This window comes from Nocardioides fonticola, assembly GCF_039536805.1.
GTDB classification, from domain to species: Bacteria; Actinomycetota; Actinomycetes; order Propionibacteriales; family Nocardioidaceae; genus Nocardioides; species Nocardioides fonticola.
The window spans coordinates 105,474-126,145 of record NZ_BAAAZH010000024.1 but is presented as its reverse complement, the minus strand read 5'-3'; the positions used below and the strand labels follow the sequence as shown (position 1 = coordinate 126,145).

General features: G+C 74.1%; 22 protein-coding genes. 11 read left to right on the top strand and 11 right to left on the bottom strand.

Annotated features, from left to right (window positions below):
• Window positions 1-38: 38 nt before the first annotated feature.
• The 4 genes from ABD671_RS15715 to ABD671_RS15700 all read left to right on the top strand — a co-directional run bounded on the left by ABD671_RS15715 (window position 39) and on the right by ABD671_RS15700 (window position 1,797).
• Entirely contained in the window at window positions 39-215 is a 177-nt protein-coding gene (locus ABD671_RS15715; RefSeq protein ID WP_344734374.1) for a hypothetical protein, read from the top strand.
• On the top strand, window positions 212-862 hold the full coding sequence (locus tag ABD671_RS15710) for a hypothetical protein (RefSeq protein WP_344734373.1): 651 nt from the start codon (window positions 212-214) through the stop codon (window positions 860-862). The genes ABD671_RS15715 and ABD671_RS15710 overlap by 4 nt, the downstream gene beginning before the upstream one ends.
• Before the next feature lie 145 nt (window positions 863-1,007).
• Window positions 1,008-1,181, top strand: a complete 174-nt coding sequence (locus tag ABD671_RS15705; protein WP_344734372.1) for a hypothetical protein — start codon at window positions 1,008-1,010, stop codon at window positions 1,179-1,181.
• Window positions 1,182-1,218: 37 nt separating this feature from the next.
• Window positions 1,219-1,797 (top strand): hypothetical protein, encoded by a 579-nt coding sequence (locus tag ABD671_RS15700; RefSeq protein WP_344734371.1) that lies wholly within the window; start codon window positions 1,219-1,221, stop codon window positions 1,795-1,797.
• 245 nt (window positions 1,798-2,042) lie between these two features.
• Here ABD671_RS15700 and ABD671_RS15695 read toward each other — a convergent pair whose 3' ends face one another.
• From ABD671_RS15695 to ABD671_RS15685, 3 genes are read right to left on the bottom strand one after another with little or no spacing between them, the layout of a single operon-like run.
• Complete coding sequence (locus tag ABD671_RS15695; RefSeq protein WP_344734370.1) at window positions 2,043-3,212, bottom strand: saccharopine dehydrogenase family protein; 1,170 nt, start codon at window positions 3,210-3,212, stop codon at window positions 2,043-2,045.
• Window positions 3,213-3,220: 8 nt separating this feature from the next.
• A complete protein-coding gene (locus ABD671_RS15690; protein WP_344734369.1) occupies window positions 3,221-3,805 on the bottom strand; it encodes a TMEM175 family protein in 585 nt (194 codons plus the stop codon).
• A 5-nt stretch (window positions 3,806-3,810) separates the two neighbouring features.
• Complete coding sequence (locus tag ABD671_RS15685; protein ID WP_344734368.1) at window positions 3,811-5,361, bottom strand: AAA-type ATPase lid domain-containing protein; 1,551 nt, start codon at window positions 5,359-5,361, stop codon at window positions 3,811-3,813.
• 293 nt (window positions 5,362-5,654) lie between these two features.
• Here ABD671_RS15685 and ABD671_RS15680 point away from each other — a divergent pair, with 293 nt between their 5' ends.
• Together ABD671_RS15680 and ABD671_RS15675 are read left to right on the top strand one after the other, a co-directional pair.
• Window positions 5,655-5,825 carry a hypothetical protein gene (locus ABD671_RS15680; protein WP_344734367.1) on the top strand — a complete coding sequence of 57 codons (171 nt, stop codon included), beginning with the start codon at window positions 5,655-5,657 and terminating at the stop codon, window positions 5,823-5,825.
• Window positions 5,825-6,445, top strand: coding sequence for a hypothetical protein (locus tag ABD671_RS15675; RefSeq protein ID WP_344734366.1), 621 nt, complete (start codon window positions 5,825-5,827; stop codon window positions 6,443-6,445). The genes ABD671_RS15680 and ABD671_RS15675 overlap by 1 nt, the downstream gene beginning before the upstream one ends.
• A gap of 168 nt (window positions 6,446-6,613) precedes the next feature.
• Here the strand turns inward: ABD671_RS15675 and ABD671_RS15670 are convergent, their stop codons facing one another.
• From ABD671_RS15670 to ABD671_RS15655, 4 genes are all read right to left on the bottom strand, one after another.
• A complete protein-coding gene (locus ABD671_RS15670; RefSeq protein ID WP_344734365.1) occupies window positions 6,614-7,540 on the bottom strand; it encodes a GNAT family N-acetyltransferase in 927 nt (308 codons plus the stop codon).
• An 87-nt stretch (window positions 7,541-7,627) separates the two neighbouring features.
• On the bottom strand, window positions 7,628-8,221 hold the full coding sequence (locus ABD671_RS15665; protein ID WP_344734364.1) for a YceI family protein: 594 nt from the start codon (window positions 8,219-8,221) through the stop codon (window positions 7,628-7,630).
• A 211-nt stretch (window positions 8,222-8,432) separates the two neighbouring features.
• Window positions 8,433-8,570: a hypothetical protein gene (locus ABD671_RS15660; RefSeq protein WP_344734363.1), complete on the bottom strand. Its 138-nt coding sequence runs from the start codon at window positions 8,568-8,570 to the stop codon at window positions 8,433-8,435.
• Window positions 8,571-8,740: 170 nt separating this feature from the next.
• A complete protein-coding gene (locus ABD671_RS15655) occupies window positions 8,741-9,313 on the bottom strand; it encodes a YdeI/OmpD-associated family protein (RefSeq protein ID WP_344734362.1) in 573 nt (190 codons plus the stop codon).
• A gap of 71 nt (window positions 9,314-9,384) precedes the next feature.
• Between ABD671_RS15655 and ABD671_RS15650 the strand changes: the two genes are divergently transcribed.
• The 4 genes from ABD671_RS15650 to ABD671_RS15635 all read left to right on the top strand — a co-directional run bounded on the left by ABD671_RS15650 (window position 9,385) and on the right by ABD671_RS15635 (window position 15,966).
• Window positions 9,385-11,328, top strand: a complete 1,944-nt coding sequence (locus ABD671_RS15650) for a DEAD/DEAH box helicase (RefSeq protein ID WP_344734361.1) — start codon at window positions 9,385-9,387, stop codon at window positions 11,326-11,328.
• A 13-nt stretch (window positions 11,329-11,341) separates the two neighbouring features.
• The gene (locus tag ABD671_RS15645; protein ID WP_344734360.1) at window positions 11,342-13,249 is read left to right on the top strand and encodes a penicillin-binding transpeptidase domain-containing protein; all 1,908 of its coding nucleotides are present in this window, start codon (window positions 11,342-11,344) and stop codon (window positions 13,247-13,249) included.
• A 226-nt stretch (window positions 13,250-13,475) separates the two neighbouring features.
• Entirely contained in the window at window positions 13,476-14,942 is a 1,467-nt protein-coding gene (locus ABD671_RS15640) for an NAD-dependent succinate-semialdehyde dehydrogenase (RefSeq protein ID WP_344734359.1), read from the top strand.
• A gap of 34 nt (window positions 14,943-14,976) precedes the next feature.
• Entirely contained in the window at window positions 14,977-15,966 is a 990-nt protein-coding gene (locus tag ABD671_RS15635; protein WP_344734358.1) for a DUF2332 domain-containing protein, read from the top strand.
• Window positions 15,967-16,196: 230 nt separating this feature from the next.
• Here ABD671_RS15635 and ABD671_RS15630 read toward each other — a convergent pair whose 3' ends face one another.
• From ABD671_RS15630 to ABD671_RS15620, 3 genes are all read right to left on the bottom strand, one after another.
• Complete coding sequence (locus ABD671_RS15630; protein WP_344734357.1) at window positions 16,197-17,246, bottom strand: LuxR C-terminal-related transcriptional regulator; 1,050 nt, start codon at window positions 17,244-17,246, stop codon at window positions 16,197-16,199.
• Window positions 17,247-17,358: 112 nt separating this feature from the next.
• A complete protein-coding gene (locus ABD671_RS15625) occupies window positions 17,359-17,940 on the bottom strand; it encodes a maleylpyruvate isomerase family mycothiol-dependent enzyme (protein WP_344734356.1) in 582 nt (193 codons plus the stop codon).
• Window positions 17,941-17,947: 7 nt separating this feature from the next.
• Window positions 17,948-18,940 carry a sigma-70 family RNA polymerase sigma factor gene (locus ABD671_RS15620; protein WP_344734355.1) on the bottom strand — a complete coding sequence of 331 codons (993 nt, stop codon included), beginning with the start codon at window positions 18,938-18,940 and terminating at the stop codon, window positions 17,948-17,950.
• A gap of 139 nt (window positions 18,941-19,079) precedes the next feature.
• Between ABD671_RS15620 and ABD671_RS15615 the strand changes: the two genes are divergently transcribed.
• The gene (locus tag ABD671_RS15615; protein ID WP_344734354.1) at window positions 19,080-20,018 is read left to right on the top strand and encodes a diacylglycerol/lipid kinase family protein; all 939 of its coding nucleotides are present in this window, start codon (window positions 19,080-19,082) and stop codon (window positions 20,016-20,018) included.
• Here the strand turns inward: ABD671_RS15615 and ABD671_RS15610 are convergent.
• On the bottom strand, window positions 20,005-20,661 hold the full coding sequence (locus ABD671_RS15610; RefSeq protein WP_344734353.1) for a pirin family protein: 657 nt from the start codon (window positions 20,659-20,661) through the stop codon (window positions 20,005-20,007). The genes ABD671_RS15615 and ABD671_RS15610 overlap by 14 nt on opposite strands.
• Between the last annotated feature and the right edge of the window lie 11 nt (window positions 20,662-20,672).

Here is a 20,672-nt window from a genome sequence, read left to right as displayed (position 1 = left end):
TCGCCCCGCCCGAGCGGGCGGGCCGAGGAGGGGTTCACATGTTCTGGATCGTCGTCGGCGCACTCGTCGTGCTCGCTGCTCTCGCCGCCTGGGCCTACGACCGCAGGCGCGGCACTGCTCGCGTCAGCCGCCGCAACGCGGCCGCCGAGCAGGCCATCGCCGAGGGGCAGGCCGCGGCTCGGTACAACGACTTCGGCCCCGGCGGAGCGATGTGAGGTCGGCGCTCCGCGTCGTCCCCCTCGCTGTCGCCCTCGCACTCCCGGCCGCCGGTCCGGTGGCCACGGCCGACGCCGAGCCGTCGCCGGCCGACCTCGCCGCCCCCGCCGTCGTCGAGACCGTCGTCGACGCGCAGGGCGATGTCGACTCCTACCTCGGCCGGGCCCGCCGGGACGACGCCCCCCTGCGCCACAGCCTCGACCTGCGGTCGGTCACCTTCACCAGCGACCGCGCCGCCGACCTCCTGACCGTCGCGGTCACCAGGACCGGACGCCGGCCCGAGCTGGGTCGCCGCCTGCGGGCCTCGCTCATGGTCGTCGGCTTCGCTCCCGACCAGGTCGCCTTCGAACTCCTCGCCGACCTGCGCACCGGCACCACGACCGTGCTGCCGCTCGACGACGCCCACGACGGCGACGGCACCCCCGACCCTGTCGACTGCCCGGCGGCGAGCACGGTCGCCGCCGGCCGGCTCGTCACCCTCACCGTGCCGTTCAGCTGTCTCCTCGGAGCGGAGTCGGCGGTCCTGGGCGTCTCGACGCTCGGCGAACATCGGCGCCGTCCGCGCACCCACACGCGCTTCTACAGCGACGACGCCTCGCCGACGCGGGAGTTCCCGCTCACGCATCTGGACGTCGGCGCGGTCTGATGCCCCTCAACGGTCCGGACGGCGTCGGGGTTCCCCCGGCTCGTTCCGGTCCGGATGTCCTTGACGCCCGAGGTGTGGCAGGAGTGCACTTGAGGCGTCGGCTCCATCGCGGAGCGACACGACCTCGGAGGTCACCATGTTCTGGATGATCGTCGGCATCGGCGTCCTCGCCCTCCTGTTCCTCGGGTGGCGCGCCGACCCGCACCACCGCGTCCGCGGCATCGACCGGCGGCGGCCGGCCAACGAGCAGGCCAAGGCGGAGGCCGCCTCGATGTGGGTCCGCGGGTTCTGGGGCCGGGGCGGCAGTTCCGGCTTCTGAGGTCGTCGTGGCCTCTCGGAGCGGGCAGGAGCAACGGGTGCGTCGGCGTCGTCCGATCGCCCTGATGTCGGCCGTGCTGGTGGTCGCGACTGTGCCCGTCGCGGCGTCCGCGCAGCAGCGGACCGCCGAACCGGTGGTCGTCGACCATGCCGACCCGCTAGGCGACGTCACGGCCACCCCGGGCGATGCCCGCCGACGTCCGGCCTTCGCCCGTGCCGCCGATCTCCGGCGCGCCACGACCACCCTCGACGCCGACGCAGGCACCCTCACCCTCGTCGTGCGCACACGCCGCTCGGTGCCGCGACCAGACTCGACGGTCGCCCCGATCACGATGACCTTCGTGCGCGGCGACGTCCGGCTGTCGGCTCGGGGGTTCCGCACATCCGGCGACGTCGAGGTCGTCCGTTACGGTGCGAACGGGCAGCGGTCACGCCGCTCCTGTCCCGACGCCGCCTTCGAGACCTCCGGACGCACCGCGACCCTGACCGTGCCGACCTCCTGCCTGCACGGATTCCTCGACTCCCCGGCCACCGTCTACGCCGGGGTCATTCCGGCGGTGGAACACGGATACGCCCTGTTCTATGCGGACTCGGTCGTGATGGGGCAGCTGGACTGAAGCGTTCAGGGGCCGGTCAGGGGCCGGTCAGGACGTCGGCCTCGCGTGGGTGCGGAGCCAGTCGGCGATCGCCGGGACGTCGAGCCGGCCCACGGCAGCCTGGAGGATCATCGCCTCGGCCTCATCCACCCTGAGACGCTTCTATGGGTTGTCAATCGCTCTCGGCGTCGGTGGGTCGCAGGTTCATGGCCACGGTACCGCCGTGATATCACGAGCGGGGTGGTCGGCGACTTCGCGACGCCCCTTCAGCCGCGTGCGACGACCTCGAACCGCACCCCGACCCGCTCCATCCGGGCGGTGAGGGCATCGCCCATGGCCTGGGCGGTGGTGACCTGGCCGGCGGTGGGCGGGTTGTCGTCGAGGGCCAACGACAGCGCGCTCTCGGCGAGCGCGATGCCGGAGAGGTCGTAGGGGTCCATGCCGGTGACGCGGCAGTGCACCCACGGGCCGGCGTCGGTCTCGGCGACGAGGTCGACGGTGAAGCCGGACGCCGCCCGCACCTCCGCCGAGGGACCCGTGCCCTGCGGCAGCCGTCGCATCAGCAGTCGGCGTGCCGGGCCGACCTGCGCGACCGCGACGGTGGCCGCGATGCCGCCCAGGGCACCGACGAGCACCGGAGCCCGGCGCAGCCCGGCGGCATGGGAGTAGGAGAGGTCGGGCCCGAAGTCGGGCAGGGCCGCGGCGCTGCGGGCGATGATCGCCTGGTCGATGGCCGGCAGCGGCAGCAGCCACAGCCCCAGCAGCGGATCGCGGCCCGGACGCAGGGTGACCTGTCGGGCGCGACGTCCGTCGGACGGCGCGGGCTCGGCCGCCGCGCGTTCGCGGGCGGCCGCGCGCATCTCCCTCACCCGGGACGCAGCGCCCAGCAGCGAGGCGAACGTGCCGCCCGAGACCCCGCCGCCGGCCCGGACGACGCCGCGCAGCCGCACTGGCCCGTCGACGTCGACGAGCTGGCGCACGGTGAACAGCGCGCCGAGGTCGTGGGGCACGGAGTCGAACCCGCAGGCATGCACGAGCCGGGCGCCGCTCGCGACGGCGGTGGCGTGGTGGCGCAGGTAGGTGCGGTCGACGAACTCCGGCTCTCCGGTGAGGTCGACGTAGTCGGTGCCGGCGGCCGCGCACGCCGCGACGAGCGGATCGCCGTGCTGGAGGTAGGGGCCGACCGCGCCGATCACCACGCGGCTGCGCTCGGCGAGCGACCGCAGGGCGGCGTCGTCGTCGCTGGCGACCACCACGATCTCCGCGGGTGCGACGCCCGCCGGCAGCGCCTCGCGCACGGCCTCGAGCTTCGCCCGGTTGCGGCCCGCGAGCGCCCAGCGCAGGTCGGTGGGTGCTGCGCGGGCGAGGTGCTCGGCCGCGAGGGTGCCGGTGAAGCCGGTCGCCCCGACGAGGACGACGTCGAGGTCGCGGGTCACCTGGGGCCTCAGTCGGCCGCGTGCTCGGCGACGTAGGACTCCAGGCGTCGATCGGGCACGATCCACAGCAGGGCGACCGCCACGAAGAAGGCGATCCCGACGGCCGGCGAGACGAACGCCGCCAGGATGCCGAGCGTGTAGAGCACCGGCGAGATCTTGCCCTTGAGGTCGTTGCCGAGCGCGAGCTCGAGGTGCCCGGCATCGTCGGCCCTCAGCACCACCTGCTGGAGCACGTAGTAGGCGATCGCGGCGGCCAGCAGGTTGACGCCGTAGACGACCGTCGGTGCCGAGGCGAGCGAGGACTCGTCCATCCAGGCCGTCGTGAACGGCACGAGGGAGAGCCAGAAGAGCAGGTGCAGGTTCGCCCAGAGGACGACGCCGTCGACCCGCTTCACCAGCTGGAACTGGTGATGGTGGTTGTTCCAGTAGATGCCGATGTAGATGAAGCTCAGCAGGTAGGTGAGCAGGCTCGGGAAGGAGTCCCCGAGGTCGCTGAACTCCTCGCCGTGCGGGATCTTCACCTCCAGCACCATGATCGTGATGATGATCGCCAGGACGCCGTCGCTGAAGGCCTCGAGCCTGCTGGTGCGCATGGGCCTCAGCGTGGCACGCGGATGTCGTACTGCGCGACCCTCCGATAGAGGGTGGCGCGGCTGATCCCGAGTTCGTCGGACGCCGCGCGCATCGTGATGCCCGGTCGCGCGATGACCCGCACGATCTCGTCGCGCTCGAAGGTCTCCAACCGGGTCAACCGCCGACGCGCGGCCAGCACCGAGGGCGGCAGGTGGACGACGTCGATCACGTCGGCACGCGTCGCGGCGTGGGTGATCGCCGCGACCAGCTCGGAGGTGTTGCCCGGCCAGCCGTGGTCGGCCAGCGCGCGCCTGGCCGCCGGGGTCAGCCCGACCTCGCGGCCGCGCACCCGCAGGGCGATCTGCTCGGCGATGGCGACGGCGTCCTCGGGGCGCTCGCGCAGCGGCGGCACCGGCACCACGGAGTCGACGACATCGCGCAGCGCTGCCGGGAGGTCCTCGAAGCGCTCGCAGGTGAAGGCGATCGGCGCTCCCGCGGCCCCGTCGGTCGCGTCGGTCCCGGTGGTGCCGTCGGCCCCGCCGGTGTCGACGGGGCGGGCCGTCCGCCGGGCACGCTGCACGAGGTCGCGCACCTGCTCCGCCGCCCAGGCGGGCAGGGCGTCGGCGTCGCGGAGCACGACGACCGTGTGCGGCTTGCCGAGCTCGGGGCTCCACAGGCCGAGCCAGCCCTCGGCGTCCTGGGGTGCCGGGGCGCTCGCGGCGAGGATGCGGCCGTGGGGTCGCCGAGCGCGCAGCGCCTGGGCGAGCAGGGTCGTGCGCCCGGCTCCGGGCTCGCCGACCGCGGCGACCACCCGCCCGCAGCGCTGGGCGAGGACGGCGAGGTCGAAGGCGTCGCGCCACGAGGTCGAGAGCCGAGCGGGTTCGACGGCGCCCGCGCCGGGCTCGAGCCGATGCGCGCCGAGGCGGCGGACCTCCCCGCGCGGCATCGGCCGGCTGTCGTGGCCCGCGCCGCGGGCGAGCACGAGGGACGCCGTCGAACCGGCCGCCGCCTGCACGAGGGCGAGCATGAGGTGGGGCGGGGTGTCGGCCCAGGTGGTGAGGTTGACCGCGCCGAGCAGTCGACCGGTGCGCGGATCGAGCACCGGCGCAGCCGCGCACGTGTAGCCGGCGAGGCTCAGGGCGTAGTGCTCCTCGGCCCGGACGAGGGTGGGCAGCCGATCGGCCAGGGCCAGCCCGAGGCCGTTCGTGCCGGCCTCGCGCTCGGCGTAGGAGAAGCCCGGCGCGAGATGCACCCGATCGAGGGCCCGCAGCAGCCCGTGGTCGCCGCTGCCCCGGGTGAGCACCAGGCCGTCGGGATCGGTGAGCATCAGGCTGACCGGTTCGTCGACGAGGGTGCGCTGGAGCCCGTCGAGGGCCTCCTGTCCGGCTTGGAAGAACAGCGAGTCGTCCTCGACGGTGCCGGCGAAGACCGGGGTGATCTCCTCGAGCGGGACGCCGTAGGCCTCGCTGCGCTGCCAGGACGCGAGCAGGCGGTGCGGCACGCCGTGCGACATGGTGCGCGACGCGGCGTGGTGTCGGCGGGCTCGCTGCGAGCCGGAGGTCTCCCCACCCCCCATGCGGGTCAGGATAACCCCCGGGTGGGACGTTCGGCAGGGGCCTCGTATCACCGGTCGAGGAGGGTGTCTCGGATTGAGACACCGCCGCGGTCCACGGGCGCTGCGCGGCACCTACCGTCGTAGACGCGCCGGTCCTCGCCGGCGCGCCGGAAGGCCGGCCGCAGCCCATGACTGATGCGGTCGGTCGCCGGTGGGGGGGAATCGAGGCGTTCGCAGTGCACTGAGCTCCCCTCGGTGATCACGAGACGGCGAGCGTCCTCGCGACCGCCGGCGGGCCGTGGGACTCTCGGGGAGTGACAGCTCCTGACTCCTCACGGCCCGCCGGCGTGGCCGCGGCCGGGTACTTCTCCTGCCTGGCCTGCGGTCACGAGTTCGACCCGATCGCCACCCGCTGGTTCTGTCCCCAGTGCAAGTTCAAGGCGAACTGCTGCGAGGGCGAGGCGCTCCCCTTCAGCGCCGGCTGATGCCCGTCCGGCACCGGTTCGTGGGCCGGATCGCCGGCGTCGGCTCCAACTCCGGCGTCCGCCTGGTGGTCGGTCGGTGGGACGCCGGACCGTGGGGACCCTTCGCCGACGTCATGGTCGCCACCGCCACCGGACACCGTGTGCTGCTGGCCCCCGACGAGCGGGTCGCCGCGTTCGTGGCCGCCACCTACTCCTTCGACGAGGTGCGCATCGAGCCCGTCGCGGTGGCCGACAGCGGCCCCGGTCCCGGCGACGGCTGGTCGGTGCGGACGGCGTCCCTCGCCCTCGATCTGGAGCTCGGCGGGCGCACGCCGCTCGGCGTCCTGCTGCGCGCCGTGCCGCCGCCGCTCGCCCGGGCGCCCTGGTTCTGCGCCGTCACCGATCCGGTCGCCCGGGTCGCGCTGCGCGGCGTGCGCACCCGCGGGTCGGCGGGCAACGGCCGTCGCGAGTACTACGGAGCCGGCGACGTCCGCTCGATCGTTGCCGCCCGCGGCAGGTTCGACGGCGTCGACCTCGGTGGGCTCGCGCCCGTCGACCCGCCTCCCGACTTCGGCTTCTCCTCCACCCCGCGGCGTCCGTGCGTCACGGCGGTCACCACGACGATCGTCGAGGGCGGCTGATCCCAGGCTGCCTCAGCCTGGATCCACCGGTGCGCCGCGTAGCGAGCGGCACCAGGCGGGTGTCCTGGCAAGGCGCCGGCGCGACGGCGGTCTGGTTGCACCATCGAGCGGCGGTAACGAAGCCAGGGCGCCCGGATGGTGTCGCGCAGTAGCGGGGAGCCGGTGGATTCAGGCTGTGACCCGGATGCCGCGGTGCCGCCAGGTCTGGGTGACGACCATGCCGACCTTCTCGTAGAGGCCGAGCGCCCCGGTGCGCGAGTCGGTGTCGAGGGCGCAGCGGACGGCGCCGTGGGCACGCGCGGTCGCGAAGGCGTCGGCCAGCAGCGCCTGGGCCAGACCGCGTCCGCGCTGGTCGGCGCGCGTCGCCAGGGAGCCGATGTAGCCCTCGAGCCCGTCGGTGATCGGCGCGAGCACCACGTGCGCCATGGCGACGACCGATCCGTCGGAGTCGAGCACCACCCGGAGGTTCCAGGGCGCGAATCCGGGGCGCCCGAGCACGGTCGCGGCCCAGTCGGCGTAGGACTCGCGCTCGCGCGCCGACCACTCCAGGAAGGCGTCCTCCTTCACCGTCCAGCATTGCTCGTACTCCTCGGGGCGCGCCTCGCGGACGGCGTACCCGGTGGGCAGGTCGCGCGGCGGGACGACGGCGTCCCCCGGCAGCGCGAGCACCCAGGAGTCCCAGCGCACCTCGTAGCCGAGCGCGGCGAGCAGCCGGTCGCCGGCGGAACCGGCGGGCACGGGCATCCCGATCCACTCCTCGCCGCGCTCGCGGGCGCGGCGCCGCATCCAGGCGGCGAGGGCGGTGCCGATGCCGCGACCCTCGTGGTCGGGGTGCACGCAGGCGTCACCGCGCGAGGAGCCGCTCACCTCGGCGTAGCCGACGAGGACCTCCCCTGTCGCGGTGCCGCTGAGGACGCCGATGGTCTGCGCGCCGAGGTCGAAGGACGGCCGGGCCCAGTCGGACTCGATGTCGGCGAGCTCGATCGCGACCTCCCCGACGTCGCGCAGCTGCTGGGCGGCCATGACGGCGACGACGGCGGCCGCGTCGGTGGGCACGAGGGGACGCGCGGTGTAGCCGGCGGGGAGATCGATCACCGGCGCATCCTCGCCCGCACGCACGAGGGGCCGCACCCGGATATCCGGATGCGGCCCCTCGGGACCCCTGGTGAGGGGGTGGGAGGCTCAGGCGCTCTTGATGGCCGAGACGTCGAACTCGAGCTTGATCTTCTCCGAGACGAGCACGCCGCCGGTCTCGAGCGCGGCGTTCCAGGTGAGGCCCCAGTCCTTGCGGTTGAGCGAGCTGGCGCCCTCGAAGCCGATGCGGGTGTTGCCGAAGGGGTCGGTGGCCGAGCCGGTGTGCTCGAACTCGATGGTGACCGGCTTGGCGACGCCCTTGATGGTCAGGTCGCCGACGATGGTCCAGTCGTCGCCGTCGCGGCTGACGTCGGTGGAGACGAAGGTGATCTCCGGGTAGGTCTCGGCGTCGAAGAAGTCGGGGGAGGCGAGGTGGCCGTCGCGGTCGGCGGAGCCGGTGTCGATGGAGGCGGCCTTGATCGTGAGCGAGACCGAGGAGGCGGCGGGGTTCGCGGCGTCGACGTGGGCGGTGCCGCTCCACTCGCCGAACTGGCCGCGGACGGTGGTGACCATGGCGTGGCGGGCGCTGAAGCCGAGGCGGCTGTGGCTGGCGTCGAGGGTGTAGTCGCCGGAGATGTCGTCGAGCACCGAGGTGGCGGCGTCGAAGGTGTCGGTGGCGGCCTTCTTGCTGAAGATGCCCATGGGAGGCTCCTGGAAGTCGTCGGGTTGGTAGAACTTTCAACCACCGTAACGGAGCGGTGGTCGGATCCATTCCCGAGCCTTCCCCGCAGACGCCGCACCGGTCCAGACCGGTGGGGGTGAGGGCTGGTCCGCGCACAGCACACAGGCCCCGTCCCGGTGATCGGGACGGGGCCTGTGCGCGCGGTCTGGGCGGATCTGCTCCGCTCGGTGGTCAGGCCGCGTAGGTCGTGTGCAACTGGGCGGCGATCTCGGGCGTCACCCACCGCGACTCCAGGTGGGAGCGGCCCTCGGCGTCGGGGACGCTGATCCACACCTGGACGATCTCACCGGTCATCTTCTGGGACCTCATGAGACACCTCCTGTTCATGTTCCGTTCACCAAAGGTAGCACGGCTCCACTGGACCCGCAGGAAATTGATGGATTCCTGATCGGCTCCTCCACCTGCACCCTGAGGAAGCGCGGCCATTCCCCACCCGCGCTCCACCTCCCGCTCGAAGGAGATGCGGATCGACCGGCGGCTCAGAACGGACGGCGTCCGGCCGCGCAGGCCTCGACGATCGTGGCGATGCGCCGGGCCCGGGTGGCGTCGGTGCGAGCCAGGGCCAGCTCGGTCAGCGACCGGGTACGGGCGGCATCGCTCAGCGCTGCCCACCCGGCCCGCGCGCCCGGGACGACGTCGAGTTCCGCGTCCAGACGCGGCGGGACGACGCCGGCCTCGGCATCGAGCAGCAGATCCCACATGCCGTTGGCCCGCGCGGCCTCCACCGCCGCCCGACCGGGGGGCTGCAGGCGACCCTCGGCCTCGAGGCGGGCGATCCGGTCCCGGTTCGAGCGCACCCAGGTCGAGCGTGGCGAGCGAGGGGCGAACCACAGCATCGACCGCTCGGCGTCCAGGCCCTTGCTCCGGGAGTCCACCCAGCCCCAGCACAGCGCCTCGAGCACGAGATCCTCGTACTCGAGCACCTCGCGGCCGCTGGTGCGTCGCCACCCGACGACCCACACGCCGAGGCCGCGATCGTGGTGGGCGGCGAGCCACGCGCTCCACTCGCCCAGGGTCGCGGGATGGAAGAGCTCCTCCTCGCGATCGGTCACGGAGCCAGTGTGGCCGGATCGACTCCGCTGCGGAATGGGCCGGCGGGGGGAGCGGCCACTACCGTTGTCGGGTGACTGACCCTGTTGAACCCGCGGGAGAGCCCGCGGTCGCCGGACACGCCGGCGAGAACCCCACCACCGATATCCCCGCTTCCGAGCACACCGACGACGTCCCCGCCCAGCCCACCTTCGCCGATCTCGGCCTGGGTGCCAAGGTGCTGAAGGCCCTGCGCGACGTCGGCTACGAGACCCCCTCGGCCATCCAGGCCGCCACCATCCCGACCCTGCTGGCCGGCCGCGACGTCGTCGGCCTGGCCCAGACGGGCACCGGCAAGACCGCGGCGTTCGCGCTGCCGGTGCTCGACCAGCTCGACGTCTCCCAGAAGACCCCGCAGGCGCTCGTGCTCGCCCCCACCCGCGAGCTCGCGCTCCAGGTGTGCGAGGCGTTCGAGCGGTACGCGGCCCACCTCACCGGCGTCCACGTGCTGCCGGTCTACGGCGGCCAGGGCTACGGCGTCCAGCTCTCCGCGCTGCGCCGCGGCGTCCACGTCGTCGTCGGCACGCCGGGTCGCATCATGGACCACCTGGAGAAGGGCACCCTCGACCTCTCCGAGCTGCGCTTCCTCGTGCTCGACGAGGCCGACGAGATGCTCAACATGGGCTTCGCCGAGGACGTCGAGACGATCCTCGCCGACACCCCGGCCACCAAGCAGGTGGCGCTGTTCTCGGCCACCATGCCCGCCCAGATCCGCCGGCTCTCCCAGCGCTACCTCGAGGACCCCGCCGAGATCACGGTGAAGGCCACCAGCACCACGGCCGCCAACATCACCCAGCGCTACCTCGTCGTCAGCTACCCGCAGAAGGTCGACGCGCTGACCCGCATCCTCGAGGTCGAGAACTTCGACGGGATGATCGTCTTCGTCCGCACCAAGAACGAGACCGAGACCCTCGCCGAGAAGCTGCGGGCCCGGGGCTACTCCGCGGCGCCGCTCAACGGCGACGTCGCCCAGGCCCAGCGCGAGCGCACCGTCAACCAGCTCAAGGCCGGCAAGCTCGACATCCTCGTGGCCACCGACGTCGCCGCCCGCGGTCTCGACGTCGACCGCGTCAGCCACGTCGTCAACTACGACATCCCCACCGACACCGAGTCCTACGTGCACCGCATCGGCCGCACGGGTCGGGCCGGACGCACCGGCGATGCCATCTCCTTCATCACCCCGCGCGAGCGCTACCTGCTCAAGCAGATCGAGAAGGCCACCAAGCGGCCCCTGGTCGAGATGCCGCTGCCGGGCGTCGACGAGGTCAACGCCACCCGTCTCGCCCGCTTCGACGACGCCATCACCGCCGCGCTGGGCCAGACCGACCGCATCGCGGCCTTCCGCGACATCGTCGACCACTACGTCCGTCACCACGACGTGCCCGAGGCCGACGTCGCCGCCGCGCTGGCCGTCGTCGCCCAGGGCGACACTCCACTGCTGCTCGACCCCGCCGACGAGCGGCCCGTGCGCGCACCGCGCGAACGCGACCGTGACGGCGGTGCCGACCGCGGCGACCGGGGCGACCGCGGCGACCGGCCGGCCCGCGGCGAGCGGCCGAACCGGCGCGCCGACGGGCCGCCGCTCGCGCTCTACCGCATCGAGGTCGGCAAGCGGCACCGCATCGAGCCGCGGCAGATCGTCGGCGCCATCGCCAACGAGGGCGGCCTGCGCCGCGCCGACTTCGGGGCCATCACGATCCGCCCCGACTTCTCCCTCGTCGAACTGCCCGCCGAGCTGGCCCCCGAGGCGTGGGAGGCCCTGCGCCAGACCCGCATCAGCGGCAAGCTGATCGAGCTCAAGCGCGACTCCGGCCCGCCGGCCGGCCGTCCGGGGCGTCCTCGCCGCGACGGCGAGCGCAGCTACGACCGCGGCGACCGGGGCGACCGGGGCGACCGGGGCGACCGGGGCGACCGGGGCGACCGGGGCGACGCGCCCCGCAAGCCGCGGCACAAGAAGGGTCCTGTCGGCGAGGGCTGATAGAACCGGGAGCATGTCTCGGTTCGGCTGGGCGCTCGCGGCGCTGCTCCTCCTCGTCCCGACCGCCTGCTCGGGCGGCGGGGAGGAGGACGGCCCCGACCTGCGGCCGGCCGCCGAGGCGCTCGCGGCGGCCCTGACCGACGGCGACTTCGCCGACGTCGACCTCGCCGGCCTCACCGCCGAGCAGGCCGGTCGCCGCTACGCGGCCATCGTCGCGGGCATGGACGACCGCACCCCGCAGGTGCGCGTCGACGACATCGCCGTGACCGGCACCAGCGCCACCGTCACCCTCGCCTGGAGCTGGACCCTGGTCCCGGGCGCCGACGCGTGGACCTACACCACCGAGGCGCCGCTCACCCTGCGCGGCAGCGCCTGGCAGAGCGCCTGGAGCGGTGGGCTCGTCGAACCCTCCCTGGCCGACGGCGAGGTGCTCGACGCCGTCTCCGTGCCGCCGCAGCGCGGCGTCGTGCGAGGCGCCGGCGGGCGGGTGCTGGTCACCGACCGGCCGGTGGTGCGCTTCGGCATCGACCGCAGCCGGGTGTCGGCGTCGACCGCGGCGCGCTCGGCCCGGCGCCTGGCCGACCTGCTCGGCATCGACGCCGACGACTTCGCGGCCCGGGTGAAGGCGGCCGGCCCGAAGGCGTTCGTCGAGGGCCTGGTGCTGCGGCAGGAGGACGTCCCGGTGCGCGTGGGCCGCGACTACGACACCATCCCCGGGGCGGCCGCCATCGCCGGGCAGCTCCCGCTCGCCCCGACCCGCACCTTCGCCGCGCCGATCCTCGGTTCGGTCGGGCCGGTGACCGCCGAGATGGTCCAGGACGATCCGCAGCGCTACCGCGTCGGCGACGTCGCCGGCCTCTCGGGGCTCCAGGCCCGCTACGACGACCGATTGCGCGGCACGCCCGGCGCGGTGGTCGACGCCGTCGTCCCCGCCGACGGCGGCGACGCCGACTCCCCGGGTAACGCCGAGCGCCGCGAGCTCACGCGCATCGAGCCGACGAACGGCACGGCCCTGCGCCTCAGTCTCGACGAGTCGCTCCAGTCGCTGGCCGAGCGGGTGCTCGCCGAGGTCGGGCCGCCGAGCGCGCTCGTGGCGATCCGTCCCAGCACCGGGGCAGTGCTCGCGGCGGCCAACGGTCCCGGCAGTGCTCTCAACCTCGCCACCTACGGCCAGTTCCCGCCCGGCTCCACCTTCAAGATCGTCTCCAGCCTGGCCCTGCTGCGCGCCGGGCTGACGCCCTCGAGCACGGTGTCCTGCCCGGTCGCGGTCACCGTCGACGGCAAGCGCTTCACCAACTACTCCGACTACCCGGCCGGCGCCAACGGCGACATCCCGCTCGCGACCGCGCTCGCCAACTCCTGCAACACCGCCTTCATCGGCCAGCGCGGGCGCCTCGACGACGGCGACCTCGCGGCCGCTGCGGCGTCCCTCGGGGTGGGGGTCGACCACGACCTCGGCTTCCCCGCCTACTTCGGTCAGGTGCCCCCGCCCGGCTCGCAGACCCAGGCCGCGGCCGACCTCATCGGTCAGGGCGGGGTGCTGGCCTCGCCGATGGCGATGGCCACCGTGCTCGCCTCGGTCGTGGCCGGGCGCACCGTCGTCCCGTGGCTGGTCGACGACGTCCGCGCCGAGCCGCCGGCCGACGCTGCCCCGCTGACGGCGGCCGAGACCGGCGCGCTGCGCTCGATGCTGCGCGGCGTGGTGACCGGCGGATCGGGGCGCGGTCTCCTCGACGTCCCCGGCGACCCGGTCATCGCCAAGACCGGTACCGCGGAGTTCGAGCGCGACGGCCGCACCCTCACCCACGCGTGGATGGTCGGCGCCCAGGGCGACCTCGCCGTGGCGGTCTTCGTCGACGAGGGGAGCTCCGGCTCGGGAACGGCCGGGCCGCTGCTGGAGGCCTTCCTGCGCGGTCGCTGACAGGGGCTGACATGAGTGAACCCCTCGCTGCATGGGGTCAGCAAGGGGTTCACCGTCGCTTCTGAGTGCTCCCTCCGAAGTCGACGGCACCAGTGTGCCATGGCCGCGGGACCGATGGAGGCCGAATCCCCCCACACGTCCGGGACAAATATCCCGACGTGGTCCGCGCTGCCGACGGGGCGGGCCCCCGTTGGCGGCGTCGGAGGGCGGTGACAGGATCGGTCCCGTGAGCCTCGACCGCGTCTCCGCCCTGCTGCCCGACGACCACCGTGCCCTGTACATCGGAGGGCGGTGGCGTCCCGCCGAGCACCAGGAGACCTTCGAGGTGCTCGATCCCGCCGACGGCTCGGTGCTGACCACCGTCGCCGACGGCACCGTCGCCGACGCGGTCGCCGCCCTCGACGCCGCGGTCGCCGCGCAGCACGACTGGGCCCGCACACCGCCGCGCGAGCGCGGCGAGATCCTGCGCCGTGCGTTCGAGGCCATCGCGGCCCGCGCGGAGGAGTTCGCGCTGCTCATGAGCCTGGAGATGGGTAAGACGGTGGCCGAGGCCAAGGGCGAGGTCGCCTACGGCAACGAGTTCTTCCGCTGGTTCTCCGAGGAGGCCGTGCGCATCCACGGCCGCTGGATGCAGGCGCCGGCCGGCGGCAGCCGTCTGCTGACGATCAAGAAGCCGGTCGGGCCGTGCCTGTTCGTCACGCCCTGGAACTTCCCGCTCGCCATGGGCACCCGCAAGATCGGCCCGGCGGTGGCGGCCGGCTGCACGATGGTCATCAAGCCGGCCGAGCAGACCCCGCTCACCATGCTCGCCCTGGCCGGGGTGCTCGCCGAGTCCGGGCTGCCCGACGGCGTCCTCAACATCGTGCCGACCACCCGCGCCGCCGAGGTGAGCAAGCGGCTCCAGGACGACGACCGGCTGCGCAAGGTCAGCTTCACCGGCTCCACCGGCGTCGGGAAGATCCTCGTGCGCCAGTCGGCCGAGAACCTCCAGCGGGTGAGCATGGAGCTCGGCGGCAACGCCCCCTTCATCGTCTTCGAGGACGCCGACGTCGACGCCGCCGTCGACGGCGCGATGGTGGCCAAGATGCGCAACATGGGCGAGGCCTGCACGGCGGCCAACCGCTTCCTCGTCCACGAGGCCGTGGCCGAGGAGTTCGCCGCCAAGCTCGGTGCGCGCATGGGCGCGTTGTCGGTGGGCCGCGGCCAGGACGACGGCGTCGACGTCGGCCCGCTCATCGACGAGAAGGCCGTGGCCGGTGTCTCCGCCCTGGTCGAGGACGCCGTGGCCGGTGGCGCACGGGTCGTCACGGGCGGGTCGGCGCCCGAGCGGGCCGGCTTCTTCTACAGCCCGACCGTGCTGCTCGACGTGCCGTCGTCCGCGAAGCTGGTGCGTCAGGAGATCTTCGGTCCCGTGGCCGCCATCGGCACCTTCGCCACCGAGGAGGAGGCGATCGCCCGTGCCAACGACACCGAGTACGGGCTGGCCTCCTACGTCTACACCCGCGACCTCGCCCGCACCATCCGCGTGGCCGAGGCCCTCGACTACGGCATGGTCGGCATCAACTCCGGCCTGATCTCGAACCCGGCTGCACCCTTCGGCGGCGTGAAGTCCAGCGGCTTCGGCCGCGAAGGCGGCTTCGAGGGCATCGAGGAGTTCCTGGAGACCACCTACGTGGCGCTGCCGGCCGGCTGACGCCCCACCACCCACCGGAAAGGACCTACTCGGGATGGATCCTCACGGCAGCACCCGCGACCAGTACCTCGCCTTCGCACGCGAGTGCGTCGACTCGCCGTCCCTGGTGGCGTGGTCGACGGCGATCGCCGACGACACTGACGTGCTGGCCTGGATCGACACCCTGCCCGGCCTCAAGCGCCAACCCAACCTCGTCTTCGCCGCCGCCCGCTGGCACGGCGTCCCAGCGCCCGGCCCGTACGAGGCGCTGCGGGCCGCCCTCCTCGACGACGACGGCACCCTCCGCTCGACCATCCTCGGCCGCTCCACCCAGACCAACGAGGCGCGGCGCTCGGCGGTGTTGCTGCCGGCGTTCGCGCAGCTGGCGGACGCCGCCGGTGCCCCCGTGGCACTGGTCGAGGTCGGCGCGAGTGCCGGCCTGTGCCTCTACCCCGACCGGTGGAGCTACCGGTGGACCACGCCGGCCGGCGACGTCACCCTGGCCGGGCCGTCGGCGCACGAGCTGTCGTGCACGGTGAGCGGGCCCGCTCCGCTGCCCGATCGCCCGCTCGAGGTCGCGTGGCGCGGCGGCATCGACCTCCACCCGCTCGACGTCACCGACCCCGATGCGATGGCCTGGCTGGAGACCCTCATCTGGCCCGAGCACGACGACCGCCGCGCCACGTTGCGGGCCGCGGTCGAGATCGCCCGGGCCGAGCCGCCGCGGATCGTGGCCGGCGACCTGCTGACCTCGACCGAGGCCCTCATCGCCGAGGCCGGGCGCCACGGTCCGGTGATCGTGTTCCACACCGCCGTCATCGCCTACCTCGCCGACGACGACCGCGAGCGCTTCCACACCCTCATGACCCGGCTGGTGGCCGAGGGTGCCTGTCACTGGGTGAGCAACGAGGGTGCGCGGGTGCTGCCGCGCGTCGCCGCGGCCGGCCGACTCGACCCCGCCACGTCCCAACCGTTCGTCGTCGGTATCGACGGCGTCGCGCGGGCTCACGCCCACGGGCACGGGCGCGAGCTGACCTGGCTGTGAGCTGACCTGGCTGTGAGCGGGCCTGGCTGCGAGCGGGCCTGGCTGTGAGCGGGCCTGGCTGTGAGCGGGCCTGGCTGTGAGCGGGCCTGGGGAGGGTGGGTTGACGGTGACGGACGGCGTGTCGGAATCACCGGTGCACCGGTGACTCCTGCACGTATCAGGAGGAACATCCCCTGATACGCGACGGCTTCCCCTGGGAAGTCCGGGGCCGGGTCGGCCCGCGCGTCCCCTCAGCCGACCGAGGAGAGCCCCAGCGCTCCCGGCAGCCGGGTGCGCGAGGTGATGCCGAGCTTGCGGTAGATGTGCGAGAGGTGCCACTCCACGGCCTTGACGCTGACCGCGAGCTCGGCGGCCACCGCCCGGTTCGTCAGCCCCCGGGCCGCCAGGTCGGCGACGCGGCGTTCGGTGGCGGTGAGCGCGCCGAGGGCGTCGCTGGGCACCGGTTGCGGCACCTCGCCGATGCGCACCAGCAGCCGGGCGACCCGCTCCTGCAGCGGGCGCAGCTCCTGGCGGCCCGCGTAGGTCTCGGCGCTGCGCAGCAGCCGGACGGCCTCGGCCCGGTCGTCGGGCGAGAAGCCGAGGAGCAGCAGCCCGCCGAGGTCGGCGTCGATCTGGGCACCGAGCCGCTCGGCGACCACTCCGCCGTCCTCCAGCTCGAGGCGCGCGGCCCGCAGGTGGTGCAGACGACGATCGCCGGGGTCGGTGGTGGCCATCGTGCGCAGGGCCATCGCGACGGCGTAGGGGTCGCCGCAGGCACGGGCGGCCGCGTACTGGTCGGCGGCGACCGAGGCCGCCTCGCGCCGGGCACCGGTGCGGATCAGTGCGACCGCGAGTCCGGCCCGCCACGGGACGACGTCGGGAGCGGCGTCGTGGGCCCAGTGCTCGGCGCGGCGGTGGCCGGCGATCGCCTCCTCGACATCACCCGAGGCCGCGGCGAGCTCGGCACGCGCCACCTCGACCTGGCCGGCGACCGCACGGTCGAGGCCGTCGTGGACGGCGGCGGTCAGGTCGGCGGGCAGCCCGGCCGCCAGGGCCCGCGCCTCGGCGAGGTCGCCGCGGGCCGTGCGCAGCTCGACGAGGGCGCTGAGCACCCGCAGATCACGGTCCGGGACGCCGGAGGGCGAGGCGTGCAGCGCGGAGAGCAGGCCGAGCGCCTCCAGGAGCCGCCCCGACCGCTGGGCGCTGAGCGCCAGCTCCAGTCGAGGATCGGAGGTGGAGGAGAGGAATCCGCCGGTGGGCACCGGCCTGACCGCTGGGGGAGCGGTCCGGGCGACCTGCATGAGGTCACCCTAAGAACCCCGGGGGAGCTTCGGGCGGGAACGGCGGTTCTGGTCCTCGAAACGCCGAAAACCCCGCCGTTGAGCGGGATCTGTCTGGTCCGGTGCGGGACGCTCAGCCCGGTCGGCGTCCCAGATGGGCCCGCAGCACCATCCGCGGCGGCGACCCCGGCGGCACCTCCACGGGCGCGCCGAAGCGCCCCGCCCGGTCGCCGGTGCGCACCAGCGCACGCGCGACCGGCCAGAGGGTCAGAGCCAGCGCGTCGTCCATCCCGGGCCGGCCGAGGGCGACCGCCAGATCGTCGGCGTGGACGGCGATCTCGAGCGCCGCGGCGCCCAGGAGGACGCCGGGCGTCAGGTGCGCGGTCCCGACGACGACCGGGGAGCCGGCGGCGTCCGCGCGCCACTGCTCCAGCAGCGCACGGGCGGCGTCCGCGACGCCGACCGGCTCGGGCCTCGCGACGAGCCGCGGCTCCACCCGCACCTCGCCGGATGCCGCCTCCGCGACGGCGGCCACGGCGTCCTGGAGATGCGTGATGAGCCACCCGACGTCCCAGCGGGCGCACGGTGTGGGGCGGGTCAGGTCGATCGGCCGCACCTGCCGCAGGAGCGGGTCGAGGAGGGCCACAGCCCGGTCGAGCAGCGCGCCGGCGGCGGTGAGGTCGAGCAGGACCGCTGGAGCGGTGGTCGACCTCATGCCCGGTTCACGGCGTCCAGTCGTCGGGCAGGTGCATCGGCAGCCCGAACACCTCGAACAGCGAGGGGTCGAAGAAGGCCGCCACGTGCCGCACGGCGTCGCCGTCGAACTCCAGCACCTGCAGCTGGAACGGCACGAAACCCGCACCGCCGGGCGCCCGCATGTAGAGGCCGAAGGCGGGCTGGCCGTTGGCGGAGGTGGGCAGCATCGGCATGTCGAAGCTGCCGCCCGGGCACTCGTTGCCGATGAGCCAGGCGATCGACTCCCGGCCGCGGAACCAGCTGGTGAACGGCGGCATCTCCCAGACCGCCTCGGCGGTGAGCAGGGAGACGATGGTGTCGACGTCCTTGCGCCAGAACGCCTCGACGTACTGGTCGAGCAGCTGGCGCTGGGCGGCGGTGAGATCGGGCTGGACGGTGTCCTCGGTGAGCCCCCGCTCGGCCAGCTGCGCGTGCGCGCGCTGGAGGGCGGAGTTCACGGCCGCCGTCGTGGTGTCGAGGGCCTCGGCGACCTCCGCCGCCGACCATCGCAGGACGTCGCGCAGCACCAGCACCGCGCGTTGGCGGGCCGGCAGGTGCTGCAGCGCCGCCACGAACGCCAGCCGGATCGAGTCCCGTTCGGTGACCACCACCGCGGCGTCCGGCACCGGTTCGAGCCAGGTGACCTCGAGGTCCTGCTCCAACGCGGTGCCGGCCGGCTGGTCGGGTGCGCCGAGTCCGGTCGGCAGCGGACGCCGCGGCCGCCCCTCGAGGTTGGTCAGACACACGTTGGTGGCGATGCGGTAGAGCCACGTGCGCACCGAGGAGCGGCCCTGGAAGTCGGCGGAGGCCTTCCAGGCGCGCAGCAGCGTCTCCTGGACGAGGTCCTCGGCCTCGTGCACCGACCCGCTCATGCGGTAGCAGTGCGCGAGCAGCTCGCGCTGGTAGCGCGCGGTGAGCGTGTCGAAGTCGGCCAGTTCCGCGGTCGCGGTGCCCGGATCCTGCTGCGGTGCCGGCGTCATGGTCATCCCCTCGATGTGGACGCGGTGTGCGGGCGGGGGCTCGGAGTCTGCCTCCCGGACGGGTCGACCCGCCAGGTGCCGAGGATTCATCGGTCCGCTCGGGTGGGAATCCTGCGGCGCATCTGGGAGCCTCCTCCCGATGACGCGTCCCGTGACCTTCCTCGTCAATCCCGCCGCCGGCGGCGGCCTGCGGCCCGCTGCGGTGCAGGAGGTCGTCGCGGCCTTCGAGGCGCTCGGTGGGGACGCCGAGGTGGTCACCTCCCCCGGCGCCGACGCGTTGCCCGACCTCGTCGCCGCCGCGGCGGCGTCCGGTCGGGTGGTCGCCTCGGTGGGCGGCGACGGCATGCTCTCCCACCTGGTGGGTCCGGCGGCGGCCAGCGGTGCCCGCCTCGCGGTCGTGCCCGCCGGCCGTGGCAACGACTTCGCCCGGATGCTCGGTCTGCCCGGCGCTCCGGCCGACGTCGCCCGGGTGCTCGCCACCGGCACGACGCGCGCGGTCGACCTCGTGGCCTGGCAGCCCCCCGGCGCTCCCGCCGAGCGGCTGGTCGCCGGCTCGGTCTACGCCGGCATCGACGCTCGCGCCGCCGTGCTCGTGCACCGCATGCGCCGCACGCCCGGTCCGCTGCAGTACCCGCTCGGCGCGCTGCGCGCGATCGCCACCTACGCCCCCGGCCGGTTCCGCCTCGACATCGACGGCGAGGTGCACGAGCTCGACGCCGGCATGGTGGTGGTCGCCAACTCCGGGTTCTACGGCAAGGGCATGCACATCGCACCCGATGCCGCCCTCGAGGACGGCGTCCTCGACGTCGTCATCGTCGCGGCCGCCTCGCGCCTGCGGCTCGTGCGCTCCTTCCCCTCCATCTACGACGGCTCGCACGTGCGGCGACCCGAGGTCACCGTGCTGCGCGGACGCCGGATCCGGGTGGCCGCCGACCCCGCTCCGGGCCGCGGTGCCCTCGACGTCGGAGCCGACGGGGAGCCTCTCGGCGTCCTGCCGGCGCTCGATGCCGAGCCGGCGCTGGTGGAGGTGCGACCGGCGGCCCTCGAGGTGCTCGTGCCCGACCTCAGCCGAGGCTGAGGACGACGATGTCGGTATCGACCGCCGCCGTGACCTCGTAGGCCTCGGCCTCGGTCATGGCGAACGCGTCGCCCGCCTGGAGCGGCTCGGCCAGCGAGGAGCGCAGCAGCGCACCCCGGGCGACCGCGGCATAGAGACGGCCGGCCGCCGGCAGCGTCGCCGCCTCGCCGGCCGCGAGCCGCAGCACCGCGGCGTGGGCGCCCGGCACGGGCAGCGCGACCTCCGACGCCCCGGGCCCGGAGGGGTGGACGGCGTGCGCGACGGGCCGGTCGTCGGCGTCGGGGTCGGCGATCCAGAACTGCACGAACCGGGTGGGCGTGAGTGCCGCGTGCTCGCTGTGGTCGACGCCCTTCCCGGTGACCAGCACCCCGAGGTCGCCCGCGGCGAGGTCGCGCGGGGCGTCGTCCCCGTGCTGATGGCGCACGATGCCGTCGACGACGTAGGTGAGGATGACCAGCCCGGAGTGCCGGTGGGTGTCGAAACCCGCTCCGGCGCGCAGCAGGTGCTCGTCGTGGCAGACCAGCGCGCCGAAGCCGAGACGCTCGGGGTCGTAGTGCGGGCCGAAGGAGAACGTGTGCCGCGTCTCACGCCCTGTCTCACGGGTCACGAAGCGGGCCGAACCCCTGCGGATCTCCACGGTCATGACCCAAGATC